Source organism: Embleya sp. NBC_00888, assembly GCF_045207655.1.
In the GTDB taxonomy this organism is placed as follows: domain Bacteria; phylum Actinomycetota; class Actinomycetes; order Streptomycetales; family Streptomycetaceae; genus Embleya.
In genome coordinates this window covers 450,241-469,145 of record NZ_CP108784.1, presented here as the reverse complement: position 1 = coordinate 469,145, position 18,905 = coordinate 450,241, and the positions used below count along the sequence as shown (strand labels likewise).

Annotated in this window: 18 protein-coding genes and 1 pseudogene; 9 read left to right on the top strand and 10 right to left on the bottom strand. The window is 69.4% G+C overall.

The window, feature by feature from the left end; all coding sequences use genetic code 11:
• Window positions 1-373 precede the first annotated feature (373 nt).
• The 6 genes from OG948_RS02080 to OG948_RS02055 all read right to left on the bottom strand — a co-directional run bounded on the left by OG948_RS02080 (window position 374) and on the right by OG948_RS02055 (window position 5,694).
• Window positions 374-898: a hypothetical protein gene (locus OG948_RS02080; RefSeq protein ID WP_406293313.1), complete on the bottom strand. Its 525-nt coding sequence runs from the start codon at window positions 896-898 to the stop codon at window positions 374-376.
• A 480-nt stretch (window positions 899-1,378) separates the two neighbouring features.
• Window positions 1,379-1,765, bottom strand: a complete 387-nt coding sequence (locus OG948_RS02075; RefSeq protein ID WP_406293311.1) for a hypothetical protein — start codon at window positions 1,763-1,765, stop codon at window positions 1,379-1,381.
• 128 nt (window positions 1,766-1,893) lie between these two features.
• The gene (locus tag OG948_RS02070) at window positions 1,894-2,454 is read right to left on the bottom strand and encodes a hypothetical protein (protein ID WP_406293310.1); all 561 of its coding nucleotides are present in this window, start codon (window positions 2,452-2,454) and stop codon (window positions 1,894-1,896) included.
• Window positions 2,454-3,374 (bottom strand): zinc metalloprotease HtpX, encoded by a 921-nt coding sequence (gene htpX, locus OG948_RS02065; RefSeq protein WP_406293308.1) that lies wholly within the window; start codon window positions 3,372-3,374, stop codon window positions 2,454-2,456. Before htpX ends, OG948_RS02070 begins: the two co-directional genes overlap by 1 nt.
• A gap of 986 nt (window positions 3,375-4,360) precedes the next feature.
• A complete protein-coding gene (locus OG948_RS02060) occupies window positions 4,361-5,035 on the bottom strand; it encodes a transporter substrate-binding domain-containing protein (protein WP_406293306.1) in 675 nt (224 codons plus the stop codon).
• 215 nt (window positions 5,036-5,250) lie between these two features.
• Window positions 5,251-5,694 (bottom strand): hypothetical protein, encoded by a 444-nt coding sequence (locus tag OG948_RS02055; RefSeq protein ID WP_406293304.1) that lies wholly within the window; start codon window positions 5,692-5,694, stop codon window positions 5,251-5,253.
• A 523-nt stretch (window positions 5,695-6,217) separates the two neighbouring features.
• Here OG948_RS02055 and OG948_RS02050 point away from each other — a divergent pair.
• The 4 genes from OG948_RS02050 (at window position 6,218) to OG948_RS02035 (ending at window position 9,157) form a co-directional block, all read left to right on the top strand.
• Window positions 6,218-7,099, top strand: coding sequence for a hypothetical protein (locus tag OG948_RS02050; RefSeq protein WP_406293303.1), 882 nt, complete (start codon window positions 6,218-6,220; stop codon window positions 7,097-7,099).
• Window positions 7,100-7,503: 404 nt separating this feature from the next.
• Window positions 7,504-7,749 (top strand): hypothetical protein, encoded by a 246-nt coding sequence (locus OG948_RS02045; RefSeq protein WP_406293300.1) that lies wholly within the window; start codon window positions 7,504-7,506, stop codon window positions 7,747-7,749.
• Between the two features lie 5 nt (window positions 7,750-7,754).
• On the top strand, window positions 7,755-8,354 hold the full coding sequence (locus OG948_RS02040; RefSeq protein ID WP_406293297.1) for an RNA polymerase sigma factor: 600 nt from the start codon (window positions 7,755-7,757) through the stop codon (window positions 8,352-8,354).
• The gene (locus tag OG948_RS02035) at window positions 8,351-9,157 is read left to right on the top strand and encodes a hypothetical protein (RefSeq protein ID WP_406293295.1); all 807 of its coding nucleotides are present in this window, start codon (window positions 8,351-8,353) and stop codon (window positions 9,155-9,157) included. Before OG948_RS02040 ends, OG948_RS02035 begins: the two co-directional genes overlap by 4 nt.
• A gap of 120 nt (window positions 9,158-9,277) precedes the next feature.
• On the opposite strand, the gene OG948_RS02030 is transcribed toward OG948_RS02035, so the two are convergent.
• A complete protein-coding gene (locus OG948_RS02030) occupies window positions 9,278-10,609 on the bottom strand; it encodes a hypothetical protein (RefSeq protein ID WP_406293292.1) in 1,332 nt (443 codons plus the stop codon).
• 535 nt (window positions 10,610-11,144) lie between these two features.
• On the opposite strand from OG948_RS02030, the pseudogene OG948_RS02025 reads away from it, so the two are divergent.
• A pseudogene (locus tag OG948_RS02025) lies at window positions 11,145-11,285 on the top strand (transposase); the annotation flags it as partial.
• 40 nt (window positions 11,286-11,325) lie between these two features.
• On the opposite strand, the gene OG948_RS02020 reads toward OG948_RS02025, so the two are convergent.
• A complete protein-coding gene (locus OG948_RS02020) occupies window positions 11,326-12,183 on the bottom strand; it encodes an SNF2-related protein (protein WP_406293290.1) in 858 nt (285 codons plus the stop codon).
• Window positions 12,184-12,619: 436 nt separating this feature from the next.
• Between OG948_RS02020 and OG948_RS02015 the strand changes: the two genes are divergently transcribed.
• From OG948_RS02015 to OG948_RS02005, 3 genes are all read left to right on the top strand, one after another.
• Complete coding sequence (locus OG948_RS02015) at window positions 12,620-14,344, top strand: S8 family serine peptidase (RefSeq protein WP_406293288.1); 1,725 nt, start codon at window positions 12,620-12,622, stop codon at window positions 14,342-14,344.
• 72 nt (window positions 14,345-14,416) lie between these two features.
• The gene (locus OG948_RS02010; protein WP_406293286.1) at window positions 14,417-14,698 is read left to right on the top strand and encodes a hypothetical protein; all 282 of its coding nucleotides are present in this window, start codon (window positions 14,417-14,419) and stop codon (window positions 14,696-14,698) included.
• 681 nt (window positions 14,699-15,379) lie between these two features.
• The gene (locus OG948_RS02005; RefSeq protein ID WP_406293283.1) at window positions 15,380-15,730 is read left to right on the top strand and encodes a LysM peptidoglycan-binding domain-containing protein; all 351 of its coding nucleotides are present in this window, start codon (window positions 15,380-15,382) and stop codon (window positions 15,728-15,730) included.
• Window positions 15,731-15,803: 73 nt separating this feature from the next.
• Here OG948_RS02005 and OG948_RS02000 read toward each other — a convergent pair whose 3' ends face one another.
• Both OG948_RS02000 and OG948_RS01995 read right to left on the bottom strand, forming a co-directional pair.
• A complete protein-coding gene (locus OG948_RS02000; RefSeq protein ID WP_406293281.1) occupies window positions 15,804-16,079 on the bottom strand; it encodes a peptidoglycan-binding protein in 276 nt (91 codons plus the stop codon).
• Between the two features lie 262 nt (window positions 16,080-16,341).
• On the bottom strand, window positions 16,342-17,277 hold the full coding sequence (locus tag OG948_RS01995) for a hypothetical protein (protein ID WP_406293279.1): 936 nt from the start codon (window positions 17,275-17,277) through the stop codon (window positions 16,342-16,344).
• A gap of 298 nt (window positions 17,278-17,575) precedes the next feature.
• Between OG948_RS01995 and OG948_RS01990 the strand changes: the two genes are divergently transcribed.
• Window positions 17,576-17,938, top strand: coding sequence for a hypothetical protein (locus OG948_RS01990; protein ID WP_406293278.1), 363 nt, complete (start codon window positions 17,576-17,578; stop codon window positions 17,936-17,938).
• Window positions 17,939-18,905: the final 967 nt, after the last annotated feature.

Below are 18,905 nucleotides of genomic sequence, written 5' to 3'. Positions count from 1 at the left end.
GTCGTGCACTGCGTCCGGCCCAGATCCGCCAGGTTCGAGCCGGTGTCGTAATTACGGGGCGTCAAGCACTGATTTCTCGCGTGCACCTTCCCGTCTCGCTAGCCTGACCCGGGCTGTCTGGCAGTGCCAGCCCGTCCCGACGTTGTCGGGGCTGCTTACCGCTCGGCTCAGCATCCCCTGGGCCGAACTGCCCCCAGCTTCAGCCGGATTGCTGCGACAACCCGGCGGTGAAGGTCTCTCACCTCACTCGATTCCATGGCGCCTCGTGGCGCACCGACCAGGTACGACAAACTCGCCGTCCGATTCGAAGCCACGATCACGATCGCCGCCATCGGCGAATGGTTGTGAAGCAGGATCAACTTCTGAAACAGGCCTAGCCGACCTGCTCCACCGTCCAGTAATGGGAGGTGACGGGGACCCTCTGCACGACCAGACGGCCTGTGACACCGGGGCTGTCCACCAGACTGCCCCAGGACGCGGAGTGGTCGCCGGGTGTGTGCTCGATGTCGACGTACACAGGGCTTCCCGGACTGTCGGAGCCGACGGAGACGGTCCAGTCCGCGTAAATGTCACCGCAGTTGTCGCTGACGACCACGTGGTAGGAGTCCGTCACTCGCAGGCACGCGTGCCGGCCGGAGCCTTGGGCGGAGACCTCCATCGTCCCGTTGGAGCGTTGCCGCACCTGCCAGTTCGCCGAGGTCGATGCGGTATCCGTGCAGGCGCCGAGGGATACCGTCCCGACGCCCCCGCCGGTTTTGGGCCAGGTCAGGCACTTTCCGTCGCTGAGTGCCGGGAATCGATAGACACCGTCCATCAGCGGGGCGGCTTGGGCGGGCTGGGCAAGAGCGGCAACCGCAGCCAGGGCAGCGGCTGTCACAGCGACGAAACGAGAACGCACGGTTGGGGACTCCTCGGACAGTCGTGGGCGAGCCGATTGCGCGGCGCGAAGCCGTTACGGACTCACCTGCCGCTCGGTTGGCGGCGGGATCGATACTCGAACGCCGGCTCGTCGCGCCGCAGCCCGAGAGGCGTTCCGTCACCCGCCCGGCCGAGCGCCGTCACCCTGCGGTGTGAACGGTGTACACGCGTCGCCGCGTCCCGTCGGCAGCGACGGCTCGGGACCCCGCGCCGCCCGCCCGCCCGTGCCTCCCCGCCGCCGACCAGCGGGATCGGACCGGTTTCCGGACCGACAGAGACGGGCGGATCTTCTGCTTTTGAGCAGTTCCCTCCCTGTTCCTCGCCCTCAACCGCTGTGATGGTGCGCGGGTTGTGCCTGTGACGGCGCCTATCGGCCCTGGCCATTCATCGAAGGGTGGCCAGTCGCGGGTCAGGTCTTCGGTGTCCACAGTGCGACGCGAACGCCACCCGGATCGCGGTGTCAGTCGCGGGGTGCGTGCAGGATCCGGTACCCGGCCTTGCCGAGCAGCCCGTCGAGGTACGCGCCGCTCGCGGCCGCGGTGGCGGCGGCCCGCAGGAATTGGCCCTCGACCGAGAGGTTGTGGGTGGAGAGGGTGTGGGCCTTCGTGAGCATCGCGTCGACGGCGGTGCGCATGGTGGGGTCCCGACCGCCGGGGCCCGTACCCGCCGGCTGCGCGAGGCCCACTACGGCGCCGCCCACGTCGTGTGGTGCTCCCACCGCCGCGTCATCGCCGCGGCCGCCGCCGACCTGGACACCACCTCCGCCGACCTGCGCGCTGCTCGGCTGACCGCCCCGACCCGGGTCCCGCGGCCTCTCGCCGAAGCCGCGCAACCCGGCCTCGGCCATCCGGTGGGTGGGTCACGACCGCCCGTGAGCCGCCGGCAGGGCGTGCTTTTCGTTTCGGGGCCGTGGATCTGCCGTCCGTTCGTCGGCGCGGCGACCGCGACCGCGACCGTGACCTGCCCGGCGTACGGTCACAGACCCGGCGCGCCCCAGACCGGAAACCACCGGGACAGGTCGGATTCGAGCCGCAGATCGTCGGTAACCGACGCGTTCACCTGTATCTCCAGCGCGGTGTCGCGCTTCTCGTGCACGCCCGGCACCGGCGCGAAGGGGTAGAAGGTGCCGCGTTTGTACAGGTAGACCAAGGCGAGCCGGCGGCCGTCGGGATGCCCGAACGCGGCCAGTGAGCAAAGCAGTTGCGGACCGAAACCGCCATCCTCGAGCGCGGTGTTGATCGCGTGCAGATCGATCACCAGGGCGCTCACGTCCTCGGGCGGGCGCTCGGCGAGCAGCCACGTGTACCCGTACTCGTCCCGGCTGCTCCGCAACCCCTCGACCAGATCGTTCAGGTCGCGCAGCACCTGGTCGAACGCGCCGCCCTCGACGGTGGCGAAGCACACCGACCCGGTGCCGGTGGGGCGGAACCCGGCGGCGATCTCCAGGGTGATGGCCGCCGAGGGCAGGCCGAACAACTGGTCGAGATCAGGCTTCACCGGCCTGCTTCGGCCGAAGACCGAGTCGAACAGCCCCATCAGGCGGCACCGCCGAGTTCCGCGCTGATCCGGCCGAGCTGCTCGAGGCGCCGTTCGAGCGTCGGGTGGGTCGCGAACAGGTTCGCCAGGCTGTCCTTGGAGGCGATGGCCGGCGCGAAGAAGAACGCGTTGAAGGGTTCGGCCCGGCGCAGATCGCGGGTCGGGATCCGGGCCATGGTGCCGCTGATCTTGGTCAGTGCGGAGGCGAGCGCGGAGGGTCGACCGGTGAGCAGCGCGGCCGAACGGTCGGCACACAGCTCGCGGTAGCGCGACAGGGTCCGGATGAGGACGAAGCTCAGCGTGTACACCACCACGCTCACCGCGGTCACCACCAGCATCAGGACCGCGGTGTTCTGGTCGCGGCGCATCCCGCCGAAGAGGCCGAACTGTACGCCGACGCGGGTGAGCAGCCCGGCCAGGACGCCGAGGAAGGATGCGATCGTCATCACCGCGACGTCCTTGTGCGCGACGTGCGAGAGCTCGTGCGCCAGGACGCCGTCCAACTCGGCGGGCTCCAGTCGGCGGAGCAGCCCGGTGGTGGTGCACACGACCGTGTTCCTCCGGTTGCGGCCGGTGGCGAAGGCGTTGGGCACATCCGAGTCGGCGACCGCCACGCGCGGCTTGGGCATGTCGGCGAGGGCGCACAGCCGGTCGACCGCGCCGTGCAGTTCCGGCTGCTCCTCGGGGGTGACCTCGCGGGCGCCCATGGCGAACGCCGCGAGTTTGTCGCTGAACCAGAACTGTGCGACGAAGACACCGCCGATCAGCACGACCGCGAGCGGCCAGGCCCGGCCGAGCATCACCACGAGCACGCCCACGAAGACCACATAGAGCAGTCCGAGCAGGAACATGGTGGCGAGCATGCGGCCCACCAAGCCGCGATCGGTGCCGAATCGGGTGCCGGCGCTGGTCCTGGTCATCGATTCCTCCCTCGTGGGGGGACCTGGTGGCGGGCCTCGCGGGCGGCCCGGGTGGGTGGATAGGGTGACGAATCGGGTCCTACTTTGATTCTGCCTCGCCGGCGGGCGCAGCGGGGGCGGCAGAGGCGGCGCGGATGCGTTCGCGTCGAGGGAGTGGAGTGCCGGGGTGGCGCCGACCTCGTCGACGATGCGCGGATTGCGTCGTGGAACACGTCTGGGCTCCCCGCCCCTCCTCGGCGCCCTGGGGCGGGAAGACGTAGCGGACCCGGTCCTCGGGCAACTCGCGGACGACGGTCCAGGCGGGATCGGCCGCGGAGATCATCGATCCGGTTCGAGGCCGCCGTCGGTCCCGGGCGGCGAACGGCGCAAGCGGTCCGGGTCGGGGCGTGTCACCCGCTCGCGCGTGGGGCGAACGCGCGAAGACACCGCCCGGACCCGGACACGCCGCCCCGGTACCCGGGAAGGTGCCCGCCCATGCGGCCTCCTCGGGCCGTCAGAAGCGATGGTCTACCGCTATGAGCACGCGCCGCCGGAACCGCTGACCGTCGGTCGTCTATCGCTCCGGGTCACGGGGCTGGACGACTCGACACCGATCGAGGTCGTGGTGCCCACGGGGCCGAGCACCGAGTGCGGAATCGGTGACGGGCCGCCGCTGATTCCAACCGGCGCCTCCGGGGACTGGACGGTCGACCTGGAGACCGGCCGCCCGCACCTCACCCCGGACGTGGACTACCCGGCCGGGCGCTACTGTGCGAAATCCCGTGGGTTCGCCTGGGTGTTCATCCCTCCGATCGGCCGTGTCGTCCCATGTCGGCGTGGGGTGAAGGCATCGGGCCGCCGGAAAGGATCATGACGGTTCTTCGGGAATCCCGAGGAACCGTCATGATCCCCACGTGGAAATGCGGGCACGCGACCGCTGGACCCATGGTCGGATCCCTGCTGCGGCAATCGCTGCCCGACGCAAACCCACGGGATATCGGACAGGGTCACGGGCTTGCGGTGTCGCGGCACGAGCGTGCGTCGATGGCTGCGGAGTTCGGCTTGTAGTGGTTGATCCAGCCCGGGTCCTGGGCGGGTATCTGGGGCAGCGAGAGTTGGACGTCCGCGATCCAGGTGCTGCTTTCCACGTAGCACTTGACGATCTCCTTCAGGTGTCGGCAGTCGCTGCGATGTCCCTTCGGGAGTCCGATGCCGTAGTGCTGTGGGGCCCCGATGGTCAGGTCGGGGACCACGCGGAATCCGGCGGCGGATTTCAGGTTGGCGAAGCCGTACAGGATGGTTTGATCCGTCGAGATCGCCGATACCTGGCCGGCTTTCAGTGCTTCCACGCATCCGGTTGCGTCGGCGACGGTCAGGACGTCGATGTTGGCACTTCTCAACTGGTCCAGGGCGTCTCCGGAGGTGGTTCCCTCCCAGGTGCACACGCGTTTGCCGTTGAGGTCCGACACGAACCGGACGTTCGCGCCGTCCCGGCCGACCAGGAATCCCTGGCGGGTGGTGAGGTAGGGGCCGACGAAGTCGATGTCCTTCATGCGCGCGGCGGTGATGGAGAAGGATCCGACCATCATGTCGACCTTGCCGGCGACCAGTTTGGGGATCCGGTCGGCGGAGGACACCTCCGTGGGCACGATCGACTTGATCCGCAACTCCTTCTCGATCATCTGCTCGAGGAGGTAGTCGGTGCCGGATCGGCGGTAGTTCTCGAGGAGGGAGACGCCGGAAGGTCGTTGTGCATGCCCACCGAGATCGTGGATTTGCCGAGGAATCGTGGGTCCGAGGGATCGGTGGAGCAGCCGACGAGAATCAGTGCGGCGAGCAGCAGGGCCGCGGGCCGGCGTCGAAGGGTCTTTCCGTTCATCCGATTCGTTCGTCTCCCTCAGTCGTGCAGGATCGCGGTCGCCACGGACACGTTCATGGCGCAGCCCTTGTCGGCGTGCACCGTCACGGTGGCGCCGACGACGCTGCGGAATCCCCCGAGCGGAAGTTCGACGGCGGTGCCTCCGACAACGCGCTCCACCACGACGGGGCGCCCTCGGCCGGTCAGGACCAGGTCGAGCGTGGTCTCCGGTACGCAGGACTGGGTCCGGGGGTCGGCGTCGGCAATCGCGAGGGTCAGCCGCAGATGGGTGCGGCGCGGTGCGCCGTCGATGACGACGTCGATGCGACCGCCGTTCGAGATTGGGCCCGAGGGTGAGACCGCGACCCGGCCGGTGACGTCGACTTCGCCGTGGGAGCGCAGGTACTGCGTCCACACGAGGGCGGCCACGGCGCAGGTGAGGGAGAGCACGGTGGTCAGCACGCGTGCCCGTTCCGACCCCACGAAGGTTGATTCCTGTGCTGGGGGTTCCCGTGCCGGGTCGGACGGTTTCTCGAGCTCGCCCGCTTCATTCGTCGTGCTGATCACGAACGCGGCCTCGGCCGGCCGTGCGTCAACCGGATCGTCACCCGTGGTGTCGAGCGTGAGGGATCCGAAAGTCTGCCGCGCGGAATTCGTGAAAATGCCCGCCGCGAATCGGGTTCGGCTCGCCGAGGGTCCGTCCGTGGGGCGTCGGGAGCGCCTCGAAGGACCGCCGGGCCGCGGCGCCGACGCTCTCGGACCCGCCGAGGGTGTGCACGGCCACCGTCCTGGGCGGCCATCGGGCCCGGTGTGTTCGGTGATCGAAGTGAACTGCGGGTTTGTTTTCGGCCGCCGAGTTCGGGTCTTCGGGCGTCGCGGGCTGGTCCGTGACTCTACGATCGCGGAGCGATCAGGGGGCGGTGCCGCGGTCGGTGCGGTGGCGCGATCGCCGACCTGGGGGAGGTCCGCATGGCGCGTTCGGTGTTGTTCGTGCACGGGGACCGGGGTGAGGGCGAAGAGTTTCGACGAAACCATGGGCGTGTTGTCCGGGGTCTTCGCGGGGCGCTTCCGGGACGTGCGGTTCAGGGGTTGCCATTGGGCGGAGGCGGAGGGCGCGCGTCCGGCGAGCCGGCTCTCGGTGCCGGGCTGCGAGACCTCGGGCGGCGGGACCGCGGATCCCGAGGACGAGCAACTGGCGATATGGCGGGTGCTGTACACCGACCCCTGGCGGGAGTTGCGGCTCCTGGGTCTGCAGAAGGCGACCACGAGGCGTGCGAGCCCCGGTGCCGAACCCGCCGAACAGGTTTTCCTGCGGGGGATCCGGCAGTGGGAACCGTCGCCGGAACTGCGGAAGACGCTGACCGGGTACGGGCTTTCGGCCGCGTTCGACGAGGCGCTCGTGCGGGTGCGGGCGTCGGCGGAGTTGCGGGCGGCGGCGAAGACCGCGGAGATCGACGCGCACGCCCACCGGTACGTGGTGGCGCGGGCGTTGGTCGCGTGCGCGATCGTGTCCCTGGGGGAGGTGCCGGCGCCGACCGGTGCCGGTCGCAACGTGGTGCTCGAGGCGGTCGCGCGGGACCTGGACGCGATCCGCAAGAAGGTCCCGGGATGGGTGCAGAACCTGGGCACCCTGTATCTGCGGGCACGCCGCGGCAAGCACATCGACGGGATCACCCCGATGCTGGGGGACATCCTGCGATACCAGGCGCGAGGCGAAGGGCTGCACGAACTCATCGCGCGGTCGGTGGACGACGTGCCCGGCGACGGCCCGGTTACGCTGCTCGGGCACAGCCTCGGCGGCATCGCGTGCGTGGACCTGCCGGCGACGGACCCGCCGGAGCGTGTCGACCGGTCTCCAGTACCGCCGAGCGCGCAAGCTTGGACGTAGCCTGACCGGTCACTCTGCGCGCCAGGCTGATCAACGCCGGCCGCGGGCAGGGCAAGCGCGCCGAGTAGCTGCGCGATCGGCCCGGATCCGTCGCGAACTTCCCAGTGTTCCGGGGTTATATGCAGGCCGGTGAGCTGGGGGAGGACTCCGCCATCGAGAAGCTGTTGTAGGGACTCGCGCGGCGGTCGACGCCGGCCCGCTGGACCGGCGGGGTGGGGCGTGATCCGGCGATCGGATGGGGAGGGTGCCGAGCGCCGGAGCGTGTGCGCAGCGATCACGGGGGTGTTGACGGCAGCGCGTCGACGGAGCCGGCAATTTCGGTGTTCCGGCGATCACTTGGACGTTTTGACGCCACGATGGATCCCTCTTGTCGACGAGCGATTTTCGCCGTCGAGAGGAGCGGGGTGGTCACGGTGGTCGTTTCGGGGAGCGTCGTGTACGTGCTGGTGCCGGTGTTGTTCGTGGTGGCGAGGGGGATCGTGGCGGTCGTCTGCGAGTTGACCCGGGCGAGGGCGATTCGGGGTGTCGCGGCGCAGGCCGCGGCCGGGGGGACGTTGGTGCTGGAGCGTCGGGGGGACGGGTCGATGTTGTTGATCGCGCCTGTGGGCGCGCCGGTGGCGGCGGTGGCGGCCGTCGTGGTGGACGGCTGATTCCCGTGTTCGGGGGGCGGCGGAGACGGGTTCGGTACGAGGATCTCGATGCCCTGGTGCGGGACATGCACGCCGACATGGTCCGGGTCGCGTACACCTACGTGGGCGACGACGCGGACGATGTGATCCAGAACGCGTGCATCGGCCTGTTCAGGAACTGGCACACCCTGCAGGCCATGACGGAGGTGGGACAACAGCGGACCTACGCGTGGACGACGGTGATCAACGCGGCGCGCAAGCACCGCGGAAGCGCGTACCAACGCCACGTCCGGCCCCTCGGCGACATGGAGCGGGTGGGGGAGATCGGTTATCTGCCCAAGGCCTTGGACGAGGTGCGCCAGGACGCGGAGGAGAGGCTCGTCCGGGCCTGTCGGGTCATCGACGCTTTGACGCCGGCTTGCAGGGAGGTCGCGGTGCTTGCTCTGGCCGGGTACGAAGTCAAGGAGATCTCGACGATGCTGGGGGTGTCGGCCAGCACGGTACGCACGCAGGTCTCGACGGCGAGGTCTCACCTGGAGGCCGCCGAGGCGGCGCATCGGGGAACCTCGTCGACGGTGTCGGGCGTCCAAGGCGCGAGCGGGACGGGAGGAGGAGGGGACTCATGACGCTGTTCCGTAGGCGCCGGTCCGACGACCTCGCCGAGTTGCACCGGCTGGGACGCGTCCGGCGGGAGAACCCGCCCCCGGCGAACGCGGAAGCCGCACTGCGGCGACTGCACGACACCCTGGACACCTACCCGACGCTGCCCCCCGGTCCCGTTCCCTTGCCGGCGCCGCGGCTGCCGACGAACCTCGCCGAACCGCACCCGGCTCCGCCACCGACGGCATATCCGGCTCGGCCGAGGGCCATCGTGGCGGGTGGTGTGTCGTCGTCCCGGATGGCAGCGATCATCGGTGCGGTGGCCGCAGTGGTGGCGGCGTTGATCGCGGTGATCGTTCTCCAACTCCAGGACGAGCCCGCAGGAAGGTATTCGGCCCCCGACCCGACGGCAATGGGGACGAGGCCTCCCACCCACACGGGGAAACCTCCGGTCACAGCGGCGCCCGGCGATGGGCTCGCCCTCGAAACCCTGCGTCTCCAGGGTGGCGTCGCGGACCGAATCGTCGGTGGCAACACGCTGATGGGCTGCGAACCGGGCGCGCGCAGCTACCTGCTCGACAACAAGTACCGAGCACTCGACACCCTGTTGGCCGTGGAGTGGAACTCCTCCGATCCAAGACCCGTTACCGTCGTCGTCTCCGACGGCACGCGCGTCCTCGCCACCGTAACGATCAAGCCCGGCGAGTCGCCCGTGCCTCTGCACGCCATGACGCAGGGCGTACGGATGCTTTCGGTGTCCGTCCAACGCTCCGGCGCGTCCACCGGCTGCTCGACCGCCGCACTCCTGCACCCGATCGTGAGTCCGTGAACGGAGAACGACCGCGTCTTCGTTCGCCGACCGGCGGCGCGTCCCCGCAGTCTTCGGGGACACGCCGCAGTGCGGCGATCCGCGGGCCGCCGATGTCCCGTGCTGTCCGATTCGTTGGTATCAGTGGACGATTCGCTCCACGATCCAGTCGACCAGTGGCTTGGTCACCTGGCTGTGCACGGTGTTCTCCCTGTCGCACTTGAACTCGTCGAGTGCGCTCTTCTCGTCGGCCGCTTCGACCTTCTCGTACGGGTCGACGTCCCACCGGGCCGGGTCGTAGTCCAGCGCGACCGCGCTCACGGAGGGGACGAAGCAGCTGAACTTGTAGGTTTCCGGGAGGTCGGCTCCGAGTGCGGCGGCGATCTTGCCGAAGGAGTCGAGGGTGCCACCGGGGGCGCCGTCGAGGCCGGGAACGTGCGAGGTGAAGCCCCGTCGGACCTGGCCGACGGCCCGCATCTCACCGATCGGCTCGCGCGTTCCGCCGTCGGGCTGGAAGTTCGCCCGGGCGTAGACGACCAGTGGCACCTGCCGCTTGAACACCTCCGTGCCGGCCGGCAGGTCACGGCCGGTGCCGTTGCCGGTGCCGTTCGCCACGCCCAACTTGCGCGGACGCTGCGGGAACCGGCCGAGGTCTTCCAGTTCGGCCAGGAATTGCGTGCGCAATTCGCTGGAGGCGGCGACGGGGCCTTCGTACTTCGCGTCCGGGACCCATGCGTACAGCAGTTGCTGCGCGGCGGGGCTCCTGATCAGCTCGGCCTCCTTGACCTTGCCGGGCTTGGCCGGCAGCGACTCGAAGAAGTAGGCCATCTGCTGGAGGATCAGCGGGATCCAGGCGCCGTTGTGGGGGGAGTCCCAGGAGAGATAGGTCGCGGTCTGGTGGTCCTGCTGCCGGTTCTCCATCTCGGCGAGGGCGTAACGGGTGATGATGCCGCCCATGCTGACCCCGCCGACGATCAGCGGCTCACCGCCCTGCCTCTCCTGGATGACCTTGTTGATGGCGCTGATCACCACCCCGGCGTTGGCCTGGATGTAGGTGTGCCGCTCCTCGAAGCCGACCAGAACGACGTCGATGCCCGCGGTGAGCAGCTGCTCGAGGAAGCCCACGCTGCTACCCGGGTAGGGCGCGTTGAAGTGGGCGAACAGCCCCGGGAGGTCACTGCGGCCGTAGTTGAAACCGTCCGCGAAGATGAACGGCCGCTGCAACTCCTCGTGGCCGTCGGCGAGGTAGACCGCGGCCTCGCCGACGGCCACCTCCCGCCGGTACGGTCGGGCGGACCGCAGCGGCCACGTGTGCTTCGGCTTCCGGTCGCCGTCGCGCACCACGCCCATCGGGGTGCCGAACCAAGGGCCTTGCGGCAGGTTCCCGGCGAACTCCGCCAACTGGTCCGCCGAGGACTTCTCCTCGGCCTGCTTCCACGTCAGTTCGACGTCGATCCTGGCTTCCTGGGCCATGGGACAGCCACCACCTCTGCGTAGATGTTGTTCACGGGGCCGCCACAGGCCATCGCGATCACGTGCGAGTGGGCGGTCGGTGCGCGGAATTTGTCACACCTCCGACAGCGGATGGGATTCGCTGCCTGCCCTCACAGTGATCCAATGTAACTGAATTGTTACTGATTGTGCCGGACGTTCGCGCGGAACGTCCGTTTCGCCGCCCAGGCATCCTTCGGGATCCAGGCGGCACAACACGGCGGCCCCTGGCCTCCCTGCGGTACGACCCCGGCCCGGGCCGGATCAGCTCGACCTCGGTGCCCGGGATGCCATCCGCACGGTGGCCTGCCAGGTTCGGGCGCGGGCGGTGTGTCGACCTCGGGGGAACCGGCCGATCGGGACATTCCGGCGACGCAAGCGCACGCGGCGTGAGAACCCGATCAGACCCACCACCCCCTGCCCCGTGCTCTACCTGCACCGCGCCCCGCGCCCCGCGCCAGGCCCGCCGCGACATCGACATCGCCCGGACCGTCCCAACCCTGATGTTGGACGGTTTGAAGTCCGCGCCCGCGTCGAGCACGTCTTCGCCCGCATGAAGACTTGGCGGATCCTCCGCGATTGCCGCCGCAGAGGCGACGGCGTCCACCACGCCATGCTCGGCATCGCCCGCCTGCACAACCTCACCCTTGCCGGATAGCCCAGCGACGGGCAACAGCCCCCACACACCTCAAGATCACTTACGGGACAAGCGTGCCAGTGATCGCGATCGCGGTGCGCGAGGGCACCTCGCGCAGCGCTCGTGCGGCCTTGGTGTGGTGGTTCTTCACGTGTTGGGCTTCGTCGGCGACGATCAGGTCCCAGCCGACGGTGGCCAGGTGGGTCCGGTCGCGTTGGAGGGCGCCGTAGGTGGTGATCACGACGGTGTGGGGGTCGCGGTCGTGGAGGTCGCGGTCGGTGCCGTGGTAGCGGCGCACCGGGATGTGCGGGGCGAAACGGGCGATCTCCCGGGCCCAGTTGGTGACCAGGGACGCCGTGCACACCACCAGGGCCGAGGCGGGGCGCGGGGTCCGTCGGTGCAGGTGGAACGCGATCGCGGTGATCGTCTTGCCCAGGCCCATGTCGTCGGCGAGGAGCGCGCCGAAGCCGAGGTCGGTGGGGCGGATCAGCCAGTCCAGGCCGCGTTGCCGGTAGCCGCGCAGGGGCGCGGCGAGCCCGGGCGGTCGGGCCACCGTGTGGCCGGGCACGGGGGAGGATGCGGTGCGCAGGGCGCCGATCAGCGTCGCGAAGCCGTCCGCGGCGGTGCACGGGCGGGGGACGCCGTCGACGGTCACGGTGCCGGACAGGGCGGCGGCGAGGGCGTCGGGCGGGGCCAGGGTGCCCAGGCCGCGGGCGCGGGCGTGGGCCGCGTGGACGGGGTCGACCAGGATCCAGCGGTCGCGCAGCCGGACCAGCGGCCGGGCTGCCTCCGCGAGGCGGTCCATCTCGGCGTCGGTCAGGGCGACGTCGTCCAGGGCGAGTTGCCGGCGGAAGTCGAGGAGGTTCTCCAGCGCCAGTCGCCGGCCCGATACGACCGTGGGGGAGCGGGTGCCGACCACGGTCGACGGCGGCCAGGGTGCTCGACAAGTGCTCGGTCCGGTGGATCGTGACGTCCAGCGCGGCAAAGGCATCGGTGTCGCGTCCGTCGGAGAGCGAGGCAGTCGTCTCGAAGGCGTTGCCGGTCCTCGTCGACACCGCCGACAGCCAACCCCGACCCACCCAAGCCGGTCATCGCGCCCCTCGTGCCACGGCGAACGTCGTCCGGATCCCACCGGCGGCACGTGCCCCGCCGCCTGCCGACGGGTACGCGCACCGCCACGCTCCCGACCCGGGCTCCGCCGGCAAGGCGTGCCCATACGGGTGAACTTCGGGATCTTCGGCCGGCCGCACGCACAGTGGTCTTTTCGAGTGCTCGAAGCTGGTTGCGGCTCGGCATCGAGGCCCGATTCGGATGGGTATGCCGTGCCTCGTCGCAACCTCGAAGGGAAACGAAGCATGGACTTCGACAAACTTGCTCCGTCCTTGGCCGCGACCTACGACCGGTATCTGGAGGAGGAGCGGCGGCCCGGCCCGCTGGTTCGTACGTCCGTCATGTCGGGGCTCGTCTCGGCACGTCAACGCGCCAAGCCGGTCCGCGTCGTGGTCAAGCTCGAATGCGAGCCGGGAGCCTCGCTCGACGACCTCGCCGGCGAGGGCGTGGAACTCAACGAGGGCGGCCGGGCGGTTCGCACCGCTCTGGTGGAGATCGGCGCGCTCGACCGCGTCGCGGCGCACCCGGGGATCCGGCGTATCGCCCCGGCCTACCGCATGCGTCCCCTTCTCGACGTCGCGCAGCGCAAGGCCGGCGTGACCGTGTTCCGCAACACATCGCACCTGACCGGTCAGGGCGTGCTCGTCGGCATCGTCGACACCGGCATCGACCCGCGCCACCCGGACTTCGCCGGACGGATCGAACGCGTTTGGGATCAGACGATCCTCGGCGGGTCAGGGGTCCCCGAGGGGCGATACGGTGAGGAGTTCCCCGGCAACGGGCAGATCCTGTCCCGGGACACCGAGGGACACGGCACTCACGTGGCGGGCATCGCCGCGGGCGTCGACGGTGTCGCCCCCGGCGCGCGCATCGTCATGGTGAAGACCGATTTCGACGACGCCCACATCATCGACGGCATCCAGTACATCTTCCGGGTCGGTCGCGAACTGAACCTGCCCGTGGTGCTGAACCTGAGCCTGGGCGGGCACTTCGACCCCCACGACGGCACCGACGCGATGTCGCAGGCGATCGAGGAGGAGGTCGGGCCCGGCCGGATCGTGTGCTGCGCGGCGGGCAACGAGGGCGACGACGACATCCACATCCAGCTCACCGTACCGAAGGGCGCCGTCAGGTCGATTCCCTGCCATCCCGGGAACTCCCCGGTGTTCGCGGTCAACGGTTGGTATCCCCCGAGCGACCGGATCGAGGTCGCCGTGGTCTCTCCCAATGGCGCCACGACACCGTTTCAACCGGTCAAGACGACGGGACGTCCGACCAGTCGACACATCCTGCCCGAGGGCCTGGTCGAGATCACCACGCCCGGCCCCGACCCGGTCAACGGCGACCTCAACTTCTTTGCCACCGTGCAGAGCAAGGACGGCGAGGCGCTCGGGAACAGGCCCTGGCAGCTGGTGTTGCGTGGTGCGACAGGCGGCCAGGGCAGGGTCGACGCCTGGATTCTCGGCGGTGATCACCCGGTGCAGTTCAGCGGCCCCAGGGTGCAGGACTCGATGAAGGTCGGCTCACCCGGGGCCGCGTCCTCCGCCGTCACCGTCGCCTGTCACGCCACGCGGGTCCGGTGGACGGACGCCGGCGGCACCGCCCGTGAGGCGACCTGGCTCCAAGAGGACGACATCGCGTCCTTCAGCAGCGAAGGCCCTCGCCGCGACGGCGCCGCGAAACCCGACATCACCGCCCCCGGTGCGATGATCATCTCGGCCTTCTCCCGGGACACCGAGGACATGCCCGCGAAATTCGTCGTCGACAGCAAGCACCTCGCCCTCCAGGGCACCAGCATGGCGAGTCCCTTCGTCGCCGGACTCGCCGCGCTGCTTCTGGAACGTGAGCCCAACCTCGACCGCGAGAAGCTCATGACGATCCTGCGCGCCAAGGCCTCCTTCCCGGGCGGTGCGCCCGGCGACTTCGACCCCAAGTGGGGCAACGGCCTGATCGACGCCACCGATCTGTGAGCAACGACGCGTGACGTCGTCGCACCGATCCGTGGCCCCGCGACGGCCACAGGTCGGTGCGACACTCGACGGATGGACTACGCCAAGCTCGATGCCCCCCTCGTGCAAGCCATCGACGACGACGGCGACCCGGGCACGCGCGTCCTGCCGGTGGTCATTCGGCTGACCGGTCCCGCAGCGGGCCCCGAACACGACATCCTGCGCAGCCACGGAGTCGAACCCCCGGAGGGGAACCGCACGGTGGCCACCGCCATACTCTCCGCCGACGACATCGCCGCCCTCTCCGACCGGCCGTGGGTCCTCGCGCTCACCCTTTCGGGCCGACGCCACCCCCTCGCACCGTTGGACGACTGACATCACCCGGGGCCACACAGACGCCCACATACAGACCCATGCATACAGACCCACGCCCACAGGCGCTCACATACAGCGCCCACCACACATGGCCCAGCCGGAGGTGAAGCCCGGCTGGGCCCTTGGATGCTTCCGGCGGCGGCGATGCGGGGTTCGACCGCTCGCCGAGAGATCGCCGAGCGGGTTTCGAGGCGTCTTCCGGCCACCGAAGGAAGGTCCGGTGGGCGATGGGGCGCATCGCTCGATCGGAGGAGGTTCCACGCCCGAAGGGCGATGCCTCGTTTCGCGGCGGCCCGGAGTTCGACCCATCGCCGACTCACCACTCACTGTCCGGCGGCGTCGAAGGGTTGTGCACTTCGGGAATGTCACCGCTCCGCCAAATGGGGTACCCGGTCGGACCACCGACCGCCCCGAGAAACGGGGTCCCCCACACGGTTCGCCGCCGCCGACGGTGGCCGCCGGTTCGCTGGGGAGCGGTTTGTCGACGTGCAACCGCCGCGCTCCGGAGCGGTGTTCGCGGTGCGGCGCCGGCGTCGTACGGCGCGAGCGGCGGCGTCCGTCCCGGTGCGTCCCGGGTCGACGACAGTCGTCGGCACACGGAACGCATCCCGGCTGCGGCCGAGATGACACGCGAAGCGCTCCTCCGCGCGATGGTGGCATGTTTGGGTTACCGTGGCCGATATGTCGACAAAAACGTTGAATATCACCCGCTATACGGTCCAGTCCGGTGACACGCTCACGGCCATCTCCGAGATGTTCGGGGCGACGGTCGGGCAACTCGTCGAGTGGAACAAGATTCCCAACCCGGACCTGATCCAGATTGGGCAGAAACTCATCGTCAACGAGTCCGACACACCGCACGACACCTTCTATACGGTGAAGCCCGGTGACACGCTCACGGCCATCGCCCGCAAATACGGAACGAACGTCGAGCAACTCGTCACCTGGAATGGGATTCCCAACCCGGACCTGATCAACGTCGGGCAGCGGCTGATCGTCGCCAAGTCCGTACCGGTGCCGGTGCAGGTCTGAGACCATGGGTGAACGGCGGTTGGCCATGCCAACCGCCGTTCACCCCGATCGGTCCGACACGCACGCGACGGGCTCAGCAGACGAAGCCCGGCGAGTTGGCCCAGAACGTCAGGAACGACCAGGTCTGCGGGCCGCAGATGCCGTCGACCGCGATCTTCGCGCACGTTTGAAATCTGCGTGTGGCGGCATCGGTCACCGGTCCGAACACGCCGTCCTCGAGGAGTTTGGTCCCGGTCAACGAATGGTTGAGGTAACACTGCTCCTGTTTGACCGCGTCCCCCGTCGAACCAGCCTTGATCGTCGGCCTGTTGACGGTGAAGTTGCAGGGCTGAATGATGTCGCCGGGCATGGTCGGCTCCTTCGCATGGCGCAGTTTCGGTCGCTCGGCGCGGCCACGGGCGTGGCGCATTCGCTTCGATTGCGATCGCTCGCGCCCGTCCCAGCGGAACACAGGACGGTACGAACCGCATGTCAACGGCACGCCTCCGGGAGTGACCCCGCGAGGGAGTGATCGGCCGATTCGGCGGTCCTCCCGGGAGTGGCACCCATCGGCGACGTGCGCACCCGCTTTCCGTGCGCTGCGCCGATCGTGCTACGAGCCCAGGGCCGGATCACTCCGACTGATTCGGCGATGGGCGGACGGGTTTGACGGCCGCGCCGTTCGGTCCTCCGACCGAGTTGAGGACGACCTGCGCCTGGTTGTCGACGAATCTGGTGAAGAGTTGCTGGGCGTATCCGAAGATGACGGCCCACGCGATGATCTGGGCCGACGAGTTGAGGGCGCTCAACCCGGGGACGAACTCGCCGCGCATCAGGAGCAGTCCGAGCACGGCGGTCAGCGCGCCGGTCGGCAGTTTGATCAGCGCCAACGCCACGGGAACGTTGTACGGGGTAGAGGTGCCCCTGATCCGTCGCAGTGAGGCGGCCGCCGCCACGGCGGCCGCCACGAGCCCGACGAACTCGACCACGGGGTAGTCCCAAGCGCGCGCGACGCTCGCGTAGAGGTCGTCGACATTGCCGACGGCCACCTCGCTCCGATCGACCGGTGCGCTCGCCGTGGGGCAGACGATCCCGACGCCTTCGGGGTGGAAGCACAGGGGCACCGTCTCCGGCGAGACGGCGGTGAACGCGGCGACCAGGAAGGCGATGACGGCAAGGACGGCCGACACCCCGAAGACGATGTTGGCGAAGCTGCGAACCCTGAGCTTCTCTCGCAGGTGCGCCTGATGGGCGACGGTGGACGCGTCGACGAGCACCTCGCGCTGCACGTCGTCGACGATCCCACCCGATCGCACGGCCAGCGAGATCTCGTCGACCTGCGTTCTGCGTTCGTCGCCGACCGGCAGGTGCTCCCGGATGTAGGCCACGATGCCCGGCAGTATCGCTCTCACGTCGTCCAACGACGACAGCCGCAGCATGAGGATGTACGCCACGTCGTACCGCGTCTGCGCGACCGCCATGTGTTGCGTGGGCAGCCGCCGGCGGTGATCGTGGCGCAGCGCGCTTCTCGCCTCGTCCAAGGACTTGAGTGCCTGCTCCGCGAGCACCTGGGTCCGCGCCGGAAGGGGGCCCTCGGCCGTCTTGCTCCTGAGGTGTGCCTCGAGTTCGGCAATCTTGGAGCAGAGGCTCTCGCGGAGCTCCCACTGCCCTCTTTCGTAACGACTGGTTCCTCTACGCCCGGAAAATGTCGAACCTGATGCCATGTACTGACTGTGAACGTTTTGGAAAGGAAGATCCACTACCGGAGTCCCGACACAACGCCCGACCCGCCGCGCGGTTTCGCGATCCTCGCCGGGTTCACACGCCGGCACGCCGGACCCGACCCGCGGCCGCCCGTTGTGGGAGATGGAACCGAAGGACGCCGACGGCTACTTCGGACGCGTGTCGCGCGAGTCGCCCAGCGGCACCCGGCTCGCCCGCGCGCAGTCGGTGAACACGTATTTCACGTTCCCGGAGTTGCGGCACAAGGTCGAGATCCGTCAGTTGACCGGGCGGGTGGTCGACTGCCCGATCGACGGGATGAACCGTCTCTGCGCGGCGGAGCTGTATCTGAACGGTCTGGACCTGCTCTCGATCCAGGAGATCCTCGGCCGTTCCTGGATCGCCACGACGATGCGCGACGTCCACGTCCACCGCACCCGGGTCGAGGACGCGTGGGCGGCCGGGAACGAACGCGCCGCGAAGCGGCTGGAAGGACTGAACCGATGAGGTGGAACGTGCGACCGGCTGCCGCGCACCGCGGCGTCTGCCCATCCCGTCGCATTCCTGTGCGACCGCCTCGGCGTGTCCGGGTCCGGATAGTACGAGTGGCGCCACCGTCCGGAATCCGCGACCGTACAACGGCGCGAAGAATTGACGCTGCTCGTCGCCAAGGCCTTCGCGATGTCCGACGGCACCTGCGGACATCGCCGCATCCATGCCCAGCTGCCGCGCTGGGGCGCCCCGGCCGGCCCGGAGCCGATGGGCCGGATGTTCGTCCCGGCCGCGTGGCGGGGCGCCGGGCTCGGGCGGGTGCCGGGGCGGGGTGGTCGCGAAGTGCCGCCGGCCCTGCCAGGTGGTTACCGGCCGAGGCCGCTCCGTCGTGTCCGCACCGTCGCCCCGCAACGCCTTCGCGGGTCGCCTCGCCCTGGGACCGGTCCATCTCGGGAAGCCCGTGCGGCACCAACAACGCGCTCAGCCTCCAGACCGGTACAACGCGCCTTGATCCGCACCGACCTCCCGACAGCGGCGACCGCCTCGACCGCCACCCGCGCGAGATGCGGAAACAGGACTCTCAGCAGTTCAGCGACTTGACCCCCGAGCACCCAGCACGACTACCGCACCATGATCCGCTTCACGAAAATCGCCGAAGACCCGGATCAGATGACCGTTGACACACGTGGGGGAGCATGTCGGCCACCGCTCCTTGTTCATGGGCCGGTTCGCGTGCGGCGGTTTCGTCAGTGCGTCGTGTCGATGGCGGTCAGCACCACCTTCGCCACGATCTCGGGGTCGGAGGCGGGCAGCGCGCGCGAGGCGCCCGGCCGGGACCGGCTGGAACGCCGCCCTGATCGCCCACCACGTCGGCCCCACCGGCAGGTTCCCCGTCCTGTTCGGTGCGCCGGTCCAGGCAGATGACGCGCTCGCTGATCCGGGCGATCGTCGCGCGGCTTCGAGCTCGCGCAGGCCCAGGTTC